General features: G+C 65.1%; 15 protein-coding genes and 2 tRNA genes. 7 read left to right on the top strand and 10 right to left on the bottom strand.

The window, feature by feature from the left end; translation table 11 throughout:
• Positions 1-69: 69 nt before the first annotated feature.
• Entirely contained in the window at positions 70-420 is a 351-nt protein-coding gene (locus FAY22_RS10640) for an HMA2 domain-containing protein (protein ID WP_146330174.1), read from the top strand.
• On the opposite strand, the gene FAY22_RS10635 is transcribed toward FAY22_RS10640, so the two are convergent.
• Positions 324-3,425 carry a cation-transporting P-type ATPase gene (locus tag FAY22_RS10635; protein WP_146330173.1) on the bottom strand — a complete coding sequence of 1,034 codons (3,102 nt, stop codon included), beginning with the start codon at positions 3,423-3,425 and terminating at the stop codon, positions 324-326. The genes FAY22_RS10640 and FAY22_RS10635 overlap by 97 nt on opposite strands.
• 262 nt (positions 3,426-3,687) lie before the next feature.
• Between FAY22_RS10635 and FAY22_RS10630 the strand changes: the two genes are divergently transcribed.
• Complete coding sequence (locus FAY22_RS10630) at positions 3,688-5,433, top strand: methyl-accepting chemotaxis protein (protein WP_146330172.1); 1,746 nt, start codon at positions 3,688-3,690, stop codon at positions 5,431-5,433.
• A gap of 57 nt (positions 5,434-5,490) precedes the next feature.
• Here the strand turns inward: FAY22_RS10630 and FAY22_RS10625 are convergent, their stop codons facing one another.
• From FAY22_RS10625 to FAY22_RS10615, 3 genes are all read right to left on the bottom strand, one after another.
• The gene (locus tag FAY22_RS10625; RefSeq protein ID WP_146330171.1) at positions 5,491-7,203 is read right to left on the bottom strand and encodes a right-handed parallel beta-helix repeat-containing protein; all 1,713 of its coding nucleotides are present in this window, start codon (positions 7,201-7,203) and stop codon (positions 5,491-5,493) included.
• Positions 7,204-7,498: 295 nt separating this feature from the next.
• Complete coding sequence (locus tag FAY22_RS10620; protein ID WP_146330170.1) at positions 7,499-10,744, bottom strand: DUF748 domain-containing protein; 3,246 nt, start codon at positions 10,742-10,744, stop codon at positions 7,499-7,501.
• Positions 10,745-10,859: 115 nt separating this feature from the next.
• The gene (locus FAY22_RS10615) at positions 10,860-12,110 is read right to left on the bottom strand and encodes an Hsp70 family protein (RefSeq protein ID WP_146330169.1); all 1,251 of its coding nucleotides are present in this window, start codon (positions 12,108-12,110) and stop codon (positions 10,860-10,862) included.
• A gap of 132 nt (positions 12,111-12,242) precedes the next feature.
• On the opposite strand from FAY22_RS10615, the gene FAY22_RS10610 reads away from it, so the two are divergent.
• Together FAY22_RS10610 and FAY22_RS10605 are read left to right on the top strand one after the other, a co-directional pair.
• Positions 12,243-12,329: transfer RNA gene (locus FAY22_RS10610), tRNA-Leu, on the top strand.
• A 44-nt stretch (positions 12,330-12,373) separates the two neighbouring features.
• Positions 12,374-12,458, top strand: a tRNA-Leu gene (locus FAY22_RS10605).
• A gap of 75 nt (positions 12,459-12,533) precedes the next feature.
• Here the strand turns inward: FAY22_RS10605 and FAY22_RS10600 are convergent.
• The 3 genes from FAY22_RS10600 to FAY22_RS10590 all read right to left on the bottom strand — a co-directional run bounded on the left by FAY22_RS10600 (position 12,534) and on the right by FAY22_RS10590 (position 13,493).
• The gene (locus FAY22_RS10600; RefSeq protein WP_146330168.1) at positions 12,534-12,914 is read right to left on the bottom strand and encodes a hypothetical protein; all 381 of its coding nucleotides are present in this window, start codon (positions 12,912-12,914) and stop codon (positions 12,534-12,536) included.
• A gap of 105 nt (positions 12,915-13,019) precedes the next feature.
• On the bottom strand, positions 13,020-13,220 hold the full coding sequence (locus FAY22_RS10595) for a hypothetical protein (protein WP_146330167.1): 201 nt from the start codon (positions 13,218-13,220) through the stop codon (positions 13,020-13,022).
• Between the two features lie 45 nt (positions 13,221-13,265).
• Positions 13,266-13,493 (bottom strand): hypothetical protein, encoded by a 228-nt coding sequence (locus FAY22_RS10590; protein WP_146330166.1) that lies wholly within the window; start codon positions 13,491-13,493, stop codon positions 13,266-13,268.
• Between the two features lie 203 nt (positions 13,494-13,696).
• On the opposite strand from FAY22_RS10590, the gene FAY22_RS10585 reads away from it, so the two are divergent.
• Positions 13,697-14,122, top strand: a complete 426-nt coding sequence (locus tag FAY22_RS10585) for a CopG family transcriptional regulator (RefSeq protein WP_146330165.1) — start codon at positions 13,697-13,699, stop codon at positions 14,120-14,122.
• Positions 14,123-14,137: 15 nt separating this feature from the next.
• Complete coding sequence (locus FAY22_RS10580) at positions 14,138-15,358, top strand: PHB depolymerase family esterase (RefSeq protein ID WP_146330164.1); 1,221 nt, start codon at positions 14,138-14,140, stop codon at positions 15,356-15,358.
• Between the two features lie 23 nt (positions 15,359-15,381).
• On the opposite strand, the gene FAY22_RS10575 is transcribed toward FAY22_RS10580, so the two are convergent.
• From FAY22_RS10575 to FAY22_RS10565, 3 genes are all read right to left on the bottom strand, one after another.
• A complete protein-coding gene (locus tag FAY22_RS10575) occupies positions 15,382-15,849 on the bottom strand; it encodes an Lrp/AsnC family transcriptional regulator (RefSeq protein WP_146330163.1) in 468 nt (155 codons plus the stop codon).
• Positions 15,850-16,090: 241 nt separating this feature from the next.
• The gene (locus FAY22_RS10570; RefSeq protein ID WP_146330162.1) at positions 16,091-16,684 is read right to left on the bottom strand and encodes a 2-hydroxychromene-2-carboxylate isomerase; all 594 of its coding nucleotides are present in this window, start codon (positions 16,682-16,684) and stop codon (positions 16,091-16,093) included.
• Positions 16,685-16,727: 43 nt separating this feature from the next.
• The gene (locus tag FAY22_RS10565) at positions 16,728-17,459 is read right to left on the bottom strand and encodes an SDR family oxidoreductase (RefSeq protein ID WP_146330161.1); all 732 of its coding nucleotides are present in this window, start codon (positions 17,457-17,459) and stop codon (positions 16,728-16,730) included.
• A 90-nt stretch (positions 17,460-17,549) separates the two neighbouring features.
• Here FAY22_RS10565 and FAY22_RS10560 point away from each other — a divergent pair, with 90 nt between their 5' ends.
• Positions 17,550-18,152, top strand: a complete 603-nt coding sequence (locus tag FAY22_RS10560; RefSeq protein WP_146330160.1) for a TetR/AcrR family transcriptional regulator — start codon at positions 17,550-17,552, stop codon at positions 18,150-18,152.
• Position 18,153 lies beyond the last annotated feature (1 nt).

Genomic DNA, 18,153 nt, shown 5'->3' with positions numbered 1-18,153 from the left:
CGAGTCTGAACGGGCGTCATCATCCTGTCACGCTGGCCTGCTACGGTACCGCCCGTAGTGGAGGCCAGCATGAGCGAATACATACATCACACTTCGGGACGCCTGCGACTCAAGCTCGCGCGCATCAGGAAAAATCCGGCACGTGCCCATGACATACAGATAATGGCGCGCCGTCTCGACGGCGTCACGTCGGCGGCGGCGAACAGCGTCACGGGCAGCGTGCTGATTCATTACGAGCCGGGACGCACCGATGTCCACGCCATCCTGCGAGCGATGAGCAGCGCAGGATGGCTATCACCCATGGCCACGGCCGGCAATGCCGGTCAGGCCTTGCCGCCGCTTGCCGGCAAGGTGCTCGACGCTCTTGCCGAAAAACTCGTCGAACGCTCCGCGCTCGCGCTGCTGGGCGCGCTGCTGTAGCGTGGCCGGCGGGCAGTCGCGCCGGTTGCGCTCGCAGCGTCGCGCGGCCGCTGCCCGGCGCGCGCGGCGTCCGGCGGCTTGGCCGCTTCGTTGAGCAGCAGCGGCAGGGCGGCCCCGGCCGCTACGGCAAGCACATCGCCGAACACAGGCGCGCGCATGCCCAGCAGCCTGCGCAGGCCCGGCACCAGGTTGGCCAGCAGTTGCAGTCCGACCGAGCCGGCGATCGCCCAATCGAGCTGCCGGTTGCGCGCGGCGCCGGAGAACGGCCGCCGCCGCTCCGAGCGGCACGACAGCGCATGCAGCAATTGCCCCAGGATCAGCGTATTGAAGGCGACGCTGCCGGCGCGCGGGCCGGCGCCGTGGCGCGCCGTTGCGTACAGATGCGCGGCCAGCGCGCCGCCGGCGATGAGCGCGGCTTCGCGGGTGTAGTGCGCCAGGTCGTCCCTGCCGATCATCGGCTGGCGCGCATCGCGCGGCGGCCGCGCCATGACATCCTCTTCCGGCGGTTCCGCCGTCAGCGCGATCGCGGGCAACACGTCGCTGAGCAGGTTCAGCCACAGCAGCTGCATCGGCGTGAGCGGCGAACCCGCGCCGAACGACACGCCGCCGAGCACCAGCAGGATTTCGCTCAGGTTCGACGAGATCAGGAAATGCACGGACTTGCGGATGTTGGCGGAGATGGTGCGGCCCTGGCTGATCGCCGCCAGCAGGGTCTCGATGCGGTCGTCCTTGAGAATGATGTCCGCTGCCGCGCGCGCCAGGTCGGTGCCGCCGTGCCCCAGCGCGATGCCGATGTCGGCCGCCTGCAGGGCAGGGCCGTCGTTGATGCCGTCGCCGGTCATCGCGACCACTGCGCCGCCTGCCTGCAGCGCCTGCACGATGCGCAGCTTGTGCGCCGGGCTGACGCGGGCGAAGACGTCGGTGCGCCTTGCCAGGCGTTGGAAGGTTTCGGCTTCCATGCGATCCAGGTGCGCGGCGTTGAGGATGCGCAGTTGCGTGCGCCGGCCCAGGCCCAGTTCCTTGCCGACCGATGCGGCGGTGGCGCCCTGATCGCCGGTCGCCATCACGGTGCGGATGCCGGCGCGGTGGAAGCTGCCGATCAGCTGCCTGGCCCCGGCGCGCAGCGGGTCGGCCAGGCCGACCAGCCCGAGCCAGACCAGTGGCGGCCGCTCGACATGCGACGGGTCGGCTTCCGCATACGCGAACCCGAGCACGCGCAGGCGCCTTTGCGCCATCCCTTCATTCTGCCGTGCGAACTCGTCGCGCAGCGGTTGGGTCAGCGGCACGAGCCGTCCATCGCTCAGGCAGGCGCGACACAGGCCGAGCACTTCCGGCGGACTGCCCTTGACCGTCACCAGCTGGCGGGACATGCCGGGGATCGCGTGCACGGTCTTCATGTAATTGCGCCCGTGCGCGCGCAGCTCGGTCACCAGCGTCGAGTGCCGGTTGCGCCATTCGGCGGCCGGCGCGCCCGCGAGTGCAGCCAGTTCCTGGAGCGCGCGCTCGGTGGAGGAACCGTTGGACGATGACAGGTCGTCCGGCCTGGCCCCGTCTTCGCTGCTCAGCACGCAAACCTGCAGCAGCCGCAGCAGTTCCGGCTGCGCTGGGTCTGCCGGGTCAGCCGGCGTGCCGTCGGCGGCAAGCAGGCGGCCGGCGTCGACCCGGAAATGGCGCAGCCCGGCGCGCACTTCGAGCGCGGACATGCGGTTCATGGTCAGCGTGCCGGTCTTGTCTAGGCAGATGGTCTGGATGCCGCCGATGGTTTCGACCGCCTGCAGTCGCCGGATCAGCACGTTGATCCGGCGCATCTGGCCGATGCCGCGCGCCAGCGTCGCGGTGGAAGCCGTCGGCAAGCCTTCCGGCACGGCGGCGATGGCCAGCGAGACGGCCACCTTCAGCATGTGCAGCCAGCCTTGCCCGCGCAACAGCCCGATGCCGAACACGCCGGCGCAAATGGCGCCGCTGAGGACGACCAGCCGGTTGCCCAGCTGGTCCAGCTGCTGCTGGATCGGCGTCGGCGGGCGCTCCGCCTGCGCCATCAGGCGCTGGATGGCGCCGATTTCGGTGCGCGCTCCGGTGCCGACCGCAAGCGCCAGGCCGGTGCCGGCGGCCACCGCCGTGCCGCGATAGACCATGTTGCGGCGCTCGGCCAGCGGCGCGGCATCCTTCAGCGCCGCCGGGTCCTTTGCCGCGGGCAGGCTTTCGCCGGTCAGCGCGGATTCGTCGAGAGCCAGGCCGTTGGCGGCGAGCAGCCTGGCATCCGCCGCCACATGGATGCCGGGGGAAAGGAGCAGGATATCGCCGGGCGCGATATCGGCCGCATCGACTTGCCGCACCTTGCCGTCGCGCAGTACCGGGACGACGTCGTCGATCAACTCCGACAGCGATGCGATGGCAGACTCGGCGCGCCGTTCGGTCGCGAAACCGATGCCCGCGTTTAAGGCCAGCACGGCGGCAATCGCCGCCGCTTCCGGCAGTCCGCCGGTGAGCGCCGACAGCAGCGCGGAAGCGCCAAGCAGGAGCACCGGCAGGCTCTTGAACTGGTTGGCCAGGAGCATCCATTGCGACGGCCCCGGGGCTTGCGGCAGCAGGTTGCGGCCATGGCGCAGGCGCTCGGCGGCCGCCGCCGGCGACAGGCCGGAGGGCGAGCTGCGGTAGTGCCGCAGCGCCTCCTGCGCCTCGCGCAAGTGCCAGGGCGGGTAGATGTCGCGGGGGGCTGGCGTCTGCTTGGCAGCAGTGCGGCCGGGACGCGGGGCGGGCAGCCTACGCGCATGCGGGGCTCCGGCGGGAGGCATGCCGAGCGCGTCGAAGATTTCGCGCGGCGGGTCGGGCGCGTCGAACAGGACCAGGATGCGCGCCGTCAGCGGATTGGCATAGACGGCGGTGACGTCGCGGCATGCGGCCAGACGCGACTCGATGCGGTTTTTTTCCGTTTCACAGCGATAGAGCTTGGGGAACGTTATCCGGACGCGGCCGGGCGGGCCGGAATGCACCGTGGCTTGCACTGCAATGCCTCCTTGCGATCGTTCCCGTCAGAGGATGCGGCGCGGGCAAAGTTCAGCGCGGGCCTGTCGCAGCATCGCCCGCACCGCCGTGCTGCCCGGCTATCGCATGAATAAAATTGATTTAGAGTAAGTTTTCCATAAGGCAACAAGCGTAAGATAAAATATTGTCCATGCGCGAGATAGGGTGATTGTCTCCTTCGCCCTTGTTGCAGCAGCACCGATTTTCATTTGAACCATCGTCCCCTTTTCCGGAAGATTCGACATGAAGCTGTCTTTTCGTACCAAGCTTTTTGCCCCGCTCGTGGTTTGCTGGGTTGCCCTGTGGGCAATCACGGGAGCCGACATCTATCACAACAAGCAGCGCCGCCTGGAAGAGCGGCAGCTGTCGCTGAAGTACGCGACCGAGATCGGCGTATCGATCGCCAGGGAATACGAGGCGCTGGCGACTGCCGGCACGCTGACGGTCGACGAGGCGAAAAAACAGGCGCTGGCCCGCATCAAGGCGGTGCGCTTCGGCAAGGACGGCTACCTGACCGTCGTCTCTTCCGAGCCCAAGATGATCATGCATCCGATGAAGCCGGAAATGGACGGCTCGACCCTCGCGGACTACAAGGACCCGCAAGGGAATTACCTGTTCCGTGACATGGCCGCCATCGCCAAGAGCACGGGAGAAGGGTGGGTCGAATATGTGTGGGCGAAACCGGGACATCCCGACCAGTCCAAGGTCTTTCCCAAGGGATCCTACGTCCTGACCTTCAAGCCCTGGGACTGGTCGGTCGTGACCGGCGTCTACCTGGATGACCTGTCCGACGCCACGGTCCGGGACTTCTGGCAGGCGTTTCTCGCGCTGGCCGTGGTCGGCATTTTCCTGAACGGCGCGGTCCTGCTCGTGATCCACAGCCTCAACCGGGCGGTCGGCGGCGACCCGCAGGATGCGGCCGAGGTGGCGCGCAGGATTGCCGCCGGCGACCTGTCGGAGCCGGTCAAGGTCAAGCCGGGCGACAGGTCCAGCCTGCTGTTCGCCATGAAGACCATGCAGGAAAGCCTGCTGGGCATCGTGAGCAAGGTCCGCACCGGAACCGATGCCATCACCTCCGCCACCAACGAAATGGCGGCCGGCAATCTCGACCTGTCATCGCGCACCGAGCAGCAGGCGGCATCGCTGGAAGAAACCGCTTCCTCGATGGACGAGCTGACCTCGACCGTGAAGCAGAATGCCGACAATGCGCGCCAGGCCAACCAGATGGCGGTTGTGGCGTCGGAAGTCGCCGGCAAGGGCGGCGCCGTGGTGGCGGAGGTGGTCGATACCATGGCCGCCATCAACGAGTCGTCACGCAAGATCGTCGACATCATCGGCGTGATCGACGGCATCGCCTTCCAGACCAATATCCTGGCGTTGAACGCGGCGGTGGAAGCGGCCCGTGCCGGCGAGCAGGGGCGCGGCTTCGCGGTCGTGGCGGCGGAGGTGCGCACGCTGGCGCAGCGCTCGGCGTCGGCAGCCAAGGAAATCAAGGAGCTGATCGGCGACTCGGTGGACAAGGTGCACGCCGGCACCGGCCTGGTCGACCAGGCCGGCGCGACGATGCAGGAAGTCGTCGCCAGCGTCACCCGCGTGGCCGACCTGATCGGGGAAATCGCCGCGGCCAGCCAGGAACAGAACAACGGCATCGAACACGTCAACCAGGCTATCGCGCAGATGGATCAGGTGACGCAGCAGAACGCCGCGCTGGTGGAAGAGGCGGCCGCCGCGGCGGAATCGATGCACAAGCAGGCCGAGGAACTGGCCCAGGCGGTGCAGGTGTTCAAGCTGACGGCCGACGATGCCGCCATGCGGCCTGCAGCAGCGCCGGCGTCTGCATCGGTATCTGCGCCCGCCCGCGCCGAGCCGGCATTGAAGGTGGTCGCTCCGAAGCGCGCCACAAAGGCTACCGCGAAGGCCGCCGCGCCGGCCATCCCGGCACGCGCGCTGCCGCCGGCATCCGCTGCGGACGGCTGGGAAGAGTTCTGATTCACCATGCCGGGCGCTCCCTGCGCCCGGCGTCGCCGGCATGAATGATGCCGGAACCTACTGCGCCTGGAACGTCGACGACGCGTCCTGTCCCGTGCGCGCCTTCCATTGCGTGTAGTTCAGCAGCTCGCCATTGAAGTTGGCGAAGGTGGCGGAGGAACTGGTATAGGCGTTGTCGCTGTATGCGGCGAACTGTGCCACCGAATCCGCGCCCAGCGTGCTGCTGATGCGATACGTCTCTTCGCCGTTCTTCGACGTAAAGACATTGTTTTTCACGACATTGTTGCGCACGCTGGGCGCGCTGCCGTCCTCGTCCATCTGGATGTGGGCCTGACGGCTCGCCGAGAAGCGGTTGCCGCTGATCGTGTTGCCGCCGCCGTCATGGAGCTGCATGCCGTTGGCGCTGGCGGTGATCGTGTTGTTCGACACGGTGACGCCGCTGGCGGCGTCGAGATCGATCGCCCATGCCAGTTTCTGGCTGCCGCCGACATTGGCAATCGTGTTGCCGTCGACCACGGTATTGAGCGCCTGGCCGTCGTCCGTGTAAAAGTACATGCCGCCGCAGTCGGTCAGGACCATGCAGGCGCCGTCCACCGTGTTCTGCGTCACGCTGGCATTGCGGAACGCACGGATGCCGATATAGCCGGAATTGGTGACGGTGTTGTTGCTGACGGTCGAGCCGACGCCCACGGTCAGGTTGACCGCCGCGTGGGCATTGGTCGGCATGCCGATCACGCCGGATGCGTCGATGGTCGAATTGCGCACGGTATCCCCGCCGCCGCCCCACTTGACGGCAATCGCGTCATGCCGCGAGTTCCTGATGCTGGCGCCGTCGACATACAGCCCCGAACCGCCGGAATTGAGGATGCCGTTTTCGGAGGAGTTGGCGATATCGGTGGCCGTCACGCGCAGGTTCTTCGCGTCGAGCGCGTTGATGCCGTTGGCGGCGGCATAGATGCTCACGCCGTCGACCGTGATTCCCTGCGCATTGCGCGCGTTGATGCCGTCGCGGTCGGGCGAAGCCACCACCCGTCCTTGCGGCGACTTGCCGTCGGCCGTCCAGACGTACAGCCGGCCGCCGGACACTGCCCATTCGCCGGGCTCGTCGAGCATCCACAGCTTGCCTTCCACGTAAAAGTCCGGCTGTCCGGAAAGCGCGTAGCCGTCGAACGAGACCTTGCCCGTCGAGGCCAGGCTCATCGAGCCTGCCGAATAGCCGGTGATGGTGCGCGCCTCGATCGCCCAGTCGTTGGGGCGGAACAGCAGGGTGGCGCCGGCCAGGTCGCCGTTCGGCATTGGATAGGCGAGCGAAGCGCCGCTGGAGCTGCCGGCCCTGGCCCAGGTTTGCGAACGCGACGGCCAGTGTGCGCGCGCCAGCGGCTGCCCGTCGACAAGCACTTGCGCCGCGTCGAAGGCAATGGGCGCCGAATAGATGTTGCCCTGGTATAGGCTCCATCCGTCGATCGCCTGGCCGGGCGTGATGACGGCCTTGCCGCAGCCGCCTTCGGTCCTGACGGTCACGTTCGACTTGCCGGCAAGGTCCAGCGTGCCGGAATAGGTCCGGCCGCACTGCAGCGACACCACGCTGCCATTGGCGATATTGGCGGGCAGCGCCAGCGCCGGCTGCGTCAGGTCGGGGGCGGCGATGGCCTCCGCCGGCGACTGCACTGCGGAAGGCGCGGCGCTGGCGGCCGGCGTGGTCCCGGTGGTGGCGGCTGCGGAAGCGGATGGGGTCGCGGCGGGAGAGCCGGAGCCGCCGCAGCCAGTCATGCCGATCGCAAAAGACGTACACAGGACGAGCGAAACGGCCGGGCGGAGACGGTGGGGGGAGTTGATCATGAATCTGGAAGATGCTTCCCGAAACACGGAAGCAGTCAGGCAATGGAAGAAGGCTTAATTTCACCATTGTCACTTGACATGCGGCAATGCCGCATTGGCAAGCCCTGGCGTTAAAGGGCTTGCTCTAGCGTAACAAATGTGACGTTACGTAACAGATTGCGGAGGCAAGGGATGGCAGCAATGCAAGATTTCCATCACCGCGCCGCGGTGGTGGAAACCGGCTCGGCTACCTTAGCGAAAATTCCACCTTGCTCAGCGCGGCTGGGCTCCCGCCTGCCTTCGCTTCCTGCTGCCCAGCCTTGGAGGCGAGGATGAAGATGCGCTCGCCGGGGATCTTGCCGAACTTGATCAGCCAGTCCTTGACGGCTTGCGCGCGCCGGTTGGCGAGGGCATTCAAGTCATCCTCGTCGATCGGCGTATTTTCCTTGATCAGGTTTTCCATGTCCGCTTGCGGCAAGGCTTTTTGCAGGCCGATCACATTGCGCGGCTTGGCAAACTTTTCCTCCTTGTAGACGCGCGCCAGCAGGGCAGGGTATTCCTCGGGCGTGACAGTGATGCCCGACATTTCGAAAAACTGTCCTTTCGTCTGCAAGTCCTTTTGCTTGAGCGCGCGCAGCTTGCGGTCGATGGCGGCACGCTTCAAGCCTTCGAAGTCCGACGCCCGGTCGGCCCAGCCGGTGATTTCCAGCTGCAGGGCGGGGCGGGCGGCCAGCGCCTTGGCGAGCGTATTGAGCGCGGGCTCGGCGGAAGGCCGGACGACGGCGCGCCCGGGCTCGAACGGCAGCGACGACAGTTCCGCGCCGCTGCCGAACATCGAGCCGAGCAGGGCGAACGGCTTGCTGACCGCCTTGACGATGGCGTTGCCGATCACCTTGAGGACGATGCCGCCGACCGAGAAATGCGGATCGTCGAGCGATCCGTCGACCGGCACGTTGACGTCGATGACGCCGTTGCTGTCCTGCAGCAGCGCGATCGCCAGCTTGACGGGGAGCTTGGTGGCGGGGGAACTGGCGCTGCGCTCGCTCAGCGTGAGCTGGTCGAGGATGAGCCGGTTGGCCGCGTTGAGCTGGCGGTTCTCGACGTGGTAGGCGACCTCGAAGGACAGCTTGCCCTTCTCGATGCCGTAGCCGATGTAGCGGTCGGCGTAGGGTGACAGGTCGGCCAGTTCCATGCCGCGCACGTTGGCTTGCAGGTCCAGCAGCAGGTCCTTGCGCAGCGGCTGGATGCGCCCGACGATCGACAGCGGCGCGCGGTTGACTTCGCCGCGCAAGTCCACGCCCGCGCTGGCCGACGGATCGGAGGACAGGCCGGACACCACGCCGCCGAGATTGCTCAGGCTGGCCGAATAATTGGGCTTGATGAAGTTGTCGGAGAAGCGTACCCGGCCGCCCTCGAAAGTGAGCTTGCGGATGCTAATCGGGGGCATTGCATGTTTTGATTCGCCCTTTGATTCGGCGGCGGTGCCGGGCTGCTTGCCGCCGGCACGGGCACTGTCTGCCTCGGTGAGGCTCCGCCGGTCTTCCGCATCGCCGCGCACGATGTCCTGCAGATTGATGCGCCCGGACGGATCGATGATGATGCGGGCGAAGAAGTCCGCCAGCGCGAGGTGGTCCACGGCCAGCGAAAACGGCGCGAGCCGCACATCCATGCCGCCAGCGGAAAGCGACTTCCAGCGCAGGAAGTCGTTGCCGCTGATTTCATCCACGGTCGCCAGGTTGGTCAGGCTGGCGTCGCCCTTGAAGCCGCCTTGCAGGCTGCCGTCCCGCGCCGTATCGAGTTGCAGCTTGCCCTTGGAGGTCAGGCTGGCGCGCGTGACGCGCAGGTTGATCCTGTCCTCGACCAGCGGCTGCAGCGGAAGGAGATCGACGCCGTTCAGGTCGAGCGCCAGGTCGGCGCGGAACGGCGCGAGGCCGAGGCTGCCGTCGGCGGCCAGCCGGCCGTTCTTGTTGACGCTTGCCTTGAGCGCCACGCGCGCCGGCGCCGAGGATGCGGTCGACGCGTCCTGCACCGAAACGCTCAGCGGTGCGATCGTCGTCACGATCGGCTGCGGCGCGTTCTGGTCTTCCAGCCGCGCCGACCAGTTGTCGATGCGCAGCCTGCCGACGCTCACCGCGTAGGCCGGCCCGCTATCCTGCGCGGCGGGCGCCTGCGGCTTGTTCGGCGCAGGTGCAGCCGCCGCGCCGGGTTTGCCCTGGCGCAGGAGCAGCGCGGCATTGTCCGACACGGCATCGCCGATGCCGACCGTCTTCTTGCCGGTGTCGACGGCAAGCTTGTGCAGCTTCAGCGCGAATTTCTCGACGCCGGCGCGTAGCGGGCGCGTGCCGGTGTCGTCCGCGTAGCGCACGGCGCCGTTGCGGATTTCCAGATCGTCGAGCGCGATGCGCAGCGGCGTCGAGGGCGCAGCCGGCCGGCTATCCGGCTTGGCGGCCGGCGCAGGCAACAGGCGCTGCAGGTTGAGCCGGCCGTCGCGGCCGCGCGTCAGTTCCATTTCCAGGCCGTTCAACGCAACTTTGCTCAAGGCGACTGTGCCGCCGAATGCATTGGTGCTGCCCAGGGTGACGGCCAGTTCCGGCAGCTTCAGGAGGGGCGCGCCGTTTTTCTCGACGAGCTGCACCGACTTGAGCGCGGCGCTGCCGGCCAGCAGGAGTTCCGGCGCGCCATCCTTCAGTTGGCGGAAGCTGGCGTTCAGGCGGGTATCGAGGCGCGCGCTGCGCAGCGTCGCGCCGGGTTCGAACGGCAGGTACTCGACATAGCGGGTCAGGTCCAGTCCGTCGAGGTTCAGTTCCACCACGGCGTCCCTGTCCTGCGCGAACGGACGCGCCTTGCCCTTGAGTTCCAGCGGCGAGCCATCAACCTGCATGCGCAGCAGCGGTTCGACGAAGATGCCCACCTGCGACGGCAGCGACGAAATGAAGGGGATGCCCAGCGAGACGTCGGTGACGGCATGGGAGGCGTGGCCCGGCCGGTCCTGGAAGTCGACGCGGCCGTTATCGATGAGGATATTGTTGACGGAAAAGCGAGCAGGTTGCGGCGACGGGGGCTGGCTGGTCGCCAGTTCGATCAGGTCGTCGATGTTGTAGCGGTGGGAAGCGGTGCGTTCCAGATGCACATAGGGTTTGTCCAGGCGGACCTGCTGCACCACCGGCGCCAGGCGGAACAGGGATTCGGTCGACAGGTTGACGACGAGCGCGTCGAACGAGGCGAAAGTGGCGTTGCCTTGCGGTTCCATCAGCTTGAAGTCGCGCACGCTCACGGTAAGGGCAAACGGGTTGACCTTGACCTCGCCGAGGGTCCCGCGCCGGTGGAGCTTTTCCGCGAACAGCGTTTCGGCCTGCGACTTGATAACGAACGGCAGCACGACGAAACCGGCGAGGCTGTACAGCAGAAGCAAGACGCCCAGCGTGATGCAAGCGCGTCGAAACGCGGCATGGTGCAGGAGGGAGGAGAGTCGCTTCGACAGGGCGCTGGACATGGGAGATTTTGCCGTGCGGCAGAACATGAGATGGAGAAATTTTACCAGCGGCACGAGGCAAGAGATTTAACGCATGGACGTAGCTTGTTGCGCGTTCCTTTGCCGCCGGTCATGCTCAACCGAAACGGCGCGCGGCATCGAGCGCCAGCCCGGTGCCGATGCTGCCGAACACGTCGCCTTCGACCCGCCGCGCGGCAGGAAAGAGCGCGGCGATCCTTGCGCGCAGCAGCGGCACGCTGCTCGACCCGCCAGTGAAAAACACCGTGTCGACCGCGTCACCGGCCACGCCGGCGTCGCGCAACAGCCGGGCGACCGTCTTTTCCACGCCGTCGACCAGGGACGCGATGGCGGCGTCGAATGCTGGCCGCCGCAGGTCGAGCATCAGGTCGGGCGCCAGGCGGTCGAGCGCCAGTTCTACCGCATCCCGCTCCGACAGCGCGATTTTCCCTTGCTCGACCTGCAGCGCCAGCCAGTGGCCGTCGCGCTGCTCGATCAGCTTCAGCAGGAGACCGAGCTTGTCGCGTTCACGCGCGTCGCGATACACCTCCTGCAATTCGCGCCAGACCTTTTGGGTATAGGCGAAATTGATGGTGTGCCAGGTCGCCAGGTTGAAGTAGTAACTCGACGGCACTTCCTTGTTGTTGACCAGCCGGGTGCCGAGGCCGAGGAACGGCATGGCGCAGGCCAGGCTCAGGTGCTTGTCGAAGTCGGTGCCGCCGATATGCACGCCGCCGGTCGCGAGGATATCGTCGCGCCGCTCGGTCTTGCGCGCGCGTTGCGGCGAAAGCCGCACCAGCGAAAAGTCCGAGGTGCCGCCGCCGATGTCGGCGACCAGCACGAGTTCTTCGCGCTCGATGCCGGATTCATAGTCGAAGGCGGCGGCGATCGGTTCGTACTGGAACGCGACCTCGGCAAAACCGGCCGCGCGCGCCACTTCGCGCAACGTGCTTTCCGCCTGCCGGTCGGCCTGCTCGTCGTCGTCGACGAAATGCACCGGCCGCCCGAACACGGCCTGCGTGAATGCGCGGCCCGCGGCCTGTTCGGCGCGGCGCTTGAGCTCGCTCACGAATTGCGCGAGCAGTTCGCGAAACGACAGGGCGCGGCCTTGCACTTCGGTCTGCCCGTCGATCAGGCTGGTGCCGAGCAGGCTCTTGAGCGAGCGCATCAGGCGGCCCTCGTGGCCGGCGAGATAGTCGGCCAGCGCGGCGCGGCCGAACGTGACCGCGTTGTCGTCGGCATTGAAGAACACCACGGAGGGCAGGGTGGGCTTGCCGTCCTCCAGCGGGAGCAGGACGGAATGGCCGGGCCGGCAGCAGCCGACGGTCGAATTCGAGGTGCCGAAATCGACGCCGCAGACATCAGACATGTTCAGGCTTTCAATTCAAAGGGGGGACATGATACGGGAAATGGGGCGGCTCCGAAGCCGGACAGAAAGCGAAAAGAAAAATACGGTATTGCTTCTATCCGAGGTTCGGCTATAATTGCGGCCTTTCGCATCGCCCAGATGGCGGAATTGGTAGACGCACTAGGTTCAGGTCCTAGCGGTGGCAACACTGTGGAGGTTCGAGTCCTCTTCTGGGCACCACTCTCATGCGGGATCTTGCTGCAACGATCCCGGCATATTCTTCAGCCCAGATGGCGGAATTGGTAGACGCGCAACGTTGAGGTCGTTGTGTCTTAGGACGTGGAGGTTCGAGTCCTCTTCTGGGCACCATACGTGCGGCAAGCTGTTGCGGGCCGACGCATTCTTTTCCAACTGCTCGATACGAACGCGCCGGCGGAGAATCCGCTAGCCGAGCGTCGCCACCGCGTGCTGCGCCTGCTCGATGGCCGCTGCCACGACGTGGTTGGGCGCCGCGCTGATCGCGTCGATAATCGGCGGAAGCGTCTCGCGCAGCCATTTCACTTCGTCTTCGAGCGCGTAAAGGCGGCCTTCCTGCTTTTGCCGGTCGACGATGACTGCCAGGCGGCTGAGAATCTCAGTCCCGACAGGTTCGTTGCTCATCACGCTCCACAGCAATCCCATCATCTGCAATTCCCCGACATGGCCCATGTCGAGCCAGTCGGTGTCCAGCGAGATCAACGCAACGCGCGCGGGCAATTCCGTCTTGAGCAAGTGCTTTGCGTTACCAGGCAGTAGGGCGTTGCGGGGATTATGTTTTTTCTTCATCGTGACTCTGAGAATGCGGAGATGCTGTCGCTGATCGGACTTTAGCATGCCCCGCCTTTGTGGAGGGCTTTTGCTTACCTATCAGCAACATTTACTTATCGCGCGTCAATCGCGCAATGCCGCCTTCGCCGCTTCTTCCGGAGACAAGCCGTCATAGAACATGTCGGTGAACCACTCGACCTGTTCCTCGATATGTTCTTGCGCCTGGGCCAGCGTCGCTCCGCCGGCAACAAGAAATCCTTCCACCTCCGTGCACCACTGAATCAGCGCGGCGGTTTCCGGATCGAGTTTCTCTTTTTTTGCCATTGGTTTTTCCTCTGCAGATAAATGATGTGAGCGCTCCGGCCGCGCTTACAAGGGCGCCGTCGTCCTGATTACCGTAACGCGGCTGATGAGGAATTCTCCGTCCACCACGCTGCGGTGCGGCACGCCGACCACATTGAATCCCGGTCCGCCGTCATCGAGCCAGCGCTGCGCCAGCGGGTCGAACTCTTGCGGCTTAAGGCGCAGCATTTGCGCGCTGATGACAAACTGTGCCCCGGTTTTTTGTTTTCGTACCAAATCCTCGATAGAAGCCATGCCTGTCCTTTCCCGTCATGACTGCGCATCATAAAGCAGTTTCCCCCGGTAGATTGCATTAAGGCGAGCGCCTTGGTCGGCATTCGTCGGAAGAGTGGCATTTTCACCAACCGCGTTGCATTCGCCTTCATCTTCGCCTTCACCATCCACGTGGATGGGAACTGGATGGCTTTTAGATGGTCATACGGTGAAAGGAGACAATCATGGGACGTGAAATCGCCGCGCAGGAAAACCGGATGAAACCGGCTGACACCGAGAAAATCACCATCAATCTCGGGCCGGTCGACCTCGGCCAGATCGACCTGCTGGTGCAGGAAGGCTTCTATTCCAACCGCACCGATCTGATCCGCACGGCGATCCGCAACCAGTTGCAGTCGCATGGCGACGTGATCAAGCAAACGGTCGCGCGCAAGAGCCTCGTTCTTGGATTGCAACATTACACCCGCGCCGACCTGGAGGCGGTGCGGGATGCCGGACAGAAGCTGCAGATACAGGTGCTGGGGCTGGCGAGCATCGGTGCGGATGTCACGCCCGAACTGGCGCTGGCCGCCATCGACTCTGTCACCGTGCTGGGTGCCTTGCATGCCAGCGCAGCCGTCAAGGCCGCCTTGGCCGGACGGATTCATTAACTACGAAAGAATGCCATGAAAATCAACGAAGGCTTTCTCGCGCAAATGCGCGAAGCCGCCAGGATCCTGCAAAGCGAAGGCCCGATGGCCGCCACCGCCGCCATCCAGCGCGCCCTGAATGGTGCCGGCGCGCCCGAACAGACGGCGGCGCCAGCGGATTGGACCCGCTACCTGCCAAAGGCCCCGGAGCCGGACGGCAGCCCTGCGCCGCATGTCCCCGAAACGGAGGCAGGCGCGCATCCGCACGACCGCATGCGCGCCCAGTTGCATAGGTTCCAGCGCGCCTGGCCCGGCGCGATGGCCGACCTGGAAGTCGAGGATGTCCAAGCCAGGGAAGTTGTCGACCTGGCGGGCAAGGGCCGTTTCCTGTCCGGTTCGTGCACCAGCCACGCCGGCACGCGCGCCTACAAGCTGTATGTCCCGAGCGGTTACACCGGCCAGGCGCTGCCGCTGGTCGTCATGCTGCATGGCTGCACCCAGCATCCGGACGATTTCGCCGCCGGCACCGGCATGAACGCGGCTGCCGAGGAGCGCAACTGCTTTGTCGTGTATCCGGCGCAGACCAAGGGGGCAAACGCGTCGAACTGCTGGAACTGGTTCAACGCAAGCGACCAGCGCCGCGATCACGGCGAGCCTGCCATCATTGCCGACATCACGCGCGCCATTATCCGCGACTATGCCATCGACACCGGCCGCATCTATGTCGCCGGCCTGTCCGCGGGCGGCGCCATGGCGGCAGTGATGGGCGCGACTTACCCGGACCTGTACGCCGCGATTGGCATACATTCGGGGATTCCATACGCCGTCGCGCACGACATGCCTTCCGCGTTTGCCGCGATGAAAAGCCGCAAGCTCAAGGCGTCGGCACGCAAGACGGGATGCAAGCCGGCGCGGCCGCTCGGGCACGCCATGCCGGTCATCGTGTTCCATGGCGATTGCGATGCCACCGTGGATTGCGCCAATGGCGAGCAGGCATTGGCGCAATGCGTGCCGTCGCCGGGCGCGGGCGGCAAGACGGAAAGCGGCAGGATTCCCGATGGCCGGTCTTATACGCGAACTGTTGTGCACGACGCGCAGGGCAAGGTCGTCGCGGAAAAATGGATCGTGCACGGCGCCGGGCATGCATGGTCCGGCGGCAGCAGCAGGGGGACGTACACCGATCCGCAGGGGCCGGATGCGTCGCGCGAAATGCTCCGCTTCTTCGGTGCGCACGGACGAAATCGGACTGCTGCATGATTTAGTCCGCCCGCCCGTTCCGCTCACGGTGTGACGGAGTGCACCCGCTTCAGGCAGCGCAGGGCGAAGGTCGAGCGGGAATGGCGAATGCCGGGAATTTTGTACAGCTTTTGGCGCAGGAAGCGTTCATAGCCTTCCGTTCCGGAGACCGCCACCTTGATCAGGTAGTCGTATTCTCCGGTCAGCAGATAGGCTTCCATGACTTCCGGCAGTTCCGCCAGCGCATCGCCGAAGCGCTTGAAAATGTCGTCGTCATGCCGCTCCAGCGTGACCTCGATGATGACCGTGTCGGGCAGTCCGAGCGCGCGCTGGTCGAGGATGGCGACATATTCATTGATGAAACCGGCTTCCTCCAGCGCCTTGACCCGGTTCCAGCACGGCGTGGGCGACAGGTTCACCGTTTCGGCCAGCTTCTGGTTGCTGATGCGGCCGTCGCGGCTCAAGGTGCGCAGGATCTTGCGGTCGATTTCATCCAGCTGGTTTTCCTTCATCGCGGTACATCCTTTTGCATTTTTTGGTTGGCGAGGGAATTTTATCCGTGAATTGCTTTAGGCGTGGATGAATGTTCTGCATTTTCAGGTTTTTATTCTGAAAAACAAAAGCACATTCTGCAGCCTCCCTTGTAAGATTTTCCCGTGCTCACAAGGCACTACCAAGCCGGCACTCTGCCGCCTTCCCGGACCAAGGGAGGGCGGAGATGCGGCGGTGCCAGGATAGAGAGCATCGACGGAATCAAGCCTGTCCCAATGCCAGATCGACGAAATGCAGGCGATCCTGTCCCCAGAACATCTCCTCGCCGACGAAGAAGGTCGGGGCGCCGAACACGCCGCGCGCCACCGCTTCGTCGGTGTTGGCCCTGAGCTTCTGCTTCACCTTGTCGTTCTGGGTCAGCGCCAGGACATCCATCGGTGAAAAACCCGCGCCCTCGAGAACGGCGGCAATTTCCTGAAGGTCGTTGAGATTGCGCGGTTTTTCAAACATCGCCCCGAAGATCGCCGACAGGTAGCGCTGGAACTCTTCATCGCCGCGCATCTGCATGCCCACGGCGCCGCGCATGAGTTGCAGGGTGTTGAGCGGGAAGTGCGGGTTCGGGGTAAATGGCGCATTGAAATACCTGGCCCACCGTTCCAGGTCGATCAGCGAATGTTTTGCCTTCAGCGGCACGGCGGCCGGGCTGCTGTTGCCGGTTGCCTGGAATATGCCGCCCAAAAGCATCGGGCGCCAGACGATGCCGGCATTCCTGGCGCCGGCGATCTTCGGCAACTGGTGGTAGGCGAGGTAGCTGTACGGGCTGCCAACATCGAAGAAGAATTCGACTTGTTTCATGGGATTGCTCCTGTGGGTGGGATTGCGGGCGAGACCGATGCGCTTACCAGCGTTCGATCCAGGGGCGCAGGTCGAGCTCATGGGTCCAGGCGTCGCGCGGCTGTGTGTGCAGATGCCAGTAGTTGTCCGCGATATGGTCGGGGTTCAGGATGCCGTCCCGCTCCTTCAGGGCGTAGCGCTCGGGGAATGTGTCGCGGATGAACGCGGTGTCGATCGCGCCGTCGACGACCACGTGTGCGACGTGGATGTTCCTGGGGCCAAGCTCGCGCGCCATGCTTTGCGCGAGCGCGCGCAGGGCGTGCTTGGCGCCCGCGAATGCGGCGAAGTTGGCCGAGCCCCGCAGACCGGCCGTCGCGCCCGTGAAAATGATGGTGCCGCGTTCGCGGCCGACCATGCGCCTGGCGACTTCCCGCCCGGCCAGAAAGCCGGAAAAACAGGCCATCTCCCAGATCTTGAAGTATTTGCGCGCGGTTTCATCGAGGATGCTGCACGGGACATTTGCGCCGATATTGAAGACCATGACCTCGATGGGTGCGATGTCGCGCTCGATGTCGTCCACCAGCTTGACGACTTCCTCTTCCTTGCGGGCATCCGAGGCGAAGCCGTACGCCTGTCCGCCCGCGTTGCGGATATCGTCGATCAGCGGTTGCAGCTGGTCGGCGTTGCGCCTGGTGGCGCAGGCGATCAGTCCTTCTTTCGCAAACCGTTTCGCGATCGCGCCGCCCGTCGCGTCACCGGCGCCGATAATCAGCGCCGCCTGCTTTGTATTTCCCATGCCCGCTCCTCATTAAATAACGATCGTTACTATAACGAACGTTATGCTAACATTCGCTATGTGTCAAGCGATGGGAAGGTCGGGGCGAACATGCGGTACAAGCCGGGTCATAAAGAGGAAAAGCGCAAGGAGCTGCTGAAAGCCAGCGGTGCGCTGGTCAAGCAGCGCGGCTTCGCGGCCACCGGCGTCGATGCGCTCATGCAGGCGGCCGGCGTGACTAGCGGCGCGTTCTACAGCCATTTCTCGTCCAAGTCGGAGTTGCTCAAGGCGCTGGTCGAAAGCGAATTGCAGGCAAGCCGGGAGATGTGGGCTGGTAATCCGCACGAGACGGCCGAAGACTGGCTCAACTTCGAGCTGGATCGCTACCTCAACATGGGCCACGTCAGGCATCCCGATGCGGGCTGCGTGCTGCCTTCCCTGGGGGCGGAAATCGCGCGGGCGGAAATGCCGGTGCGCGAACTGTTCGAAACGGAGTTGCGCAAGGGCCAGGAAGGACTGGCGCAGCGTCTTGGCAGCGACGATCTCGCCTGGGCTTTCCTTTGCCAGCTCGTGGGCGCCATGCTGATCGCGCGGGCGCTGCCGGACGAATCGTCGCAACGCGCCGTGATCGATGCCAGCAAGCGCTTCCTGAAGGATGCCGTGTCGAGCAGGGCCGGTGACGCGGGCAAGCACGCGGCGGAAAAAAAGGCGTAGC

It is taken from the genome of Noviherbaspirillum sp. UKPF54 (genome assembly GCF_007874125.1).
Taxonomy (GTDB): Bacteria; Pseudomonadota; Gammaproteobacteria; order Burkholderiales; family Burkholderiaceae_D; genus Noviherbaspirillum.
The sequence above is the reverse complement of the archived record's forward strand: the minus strand, read 5'-3'. Positions and strand labels throughout refer to the sequence as shown.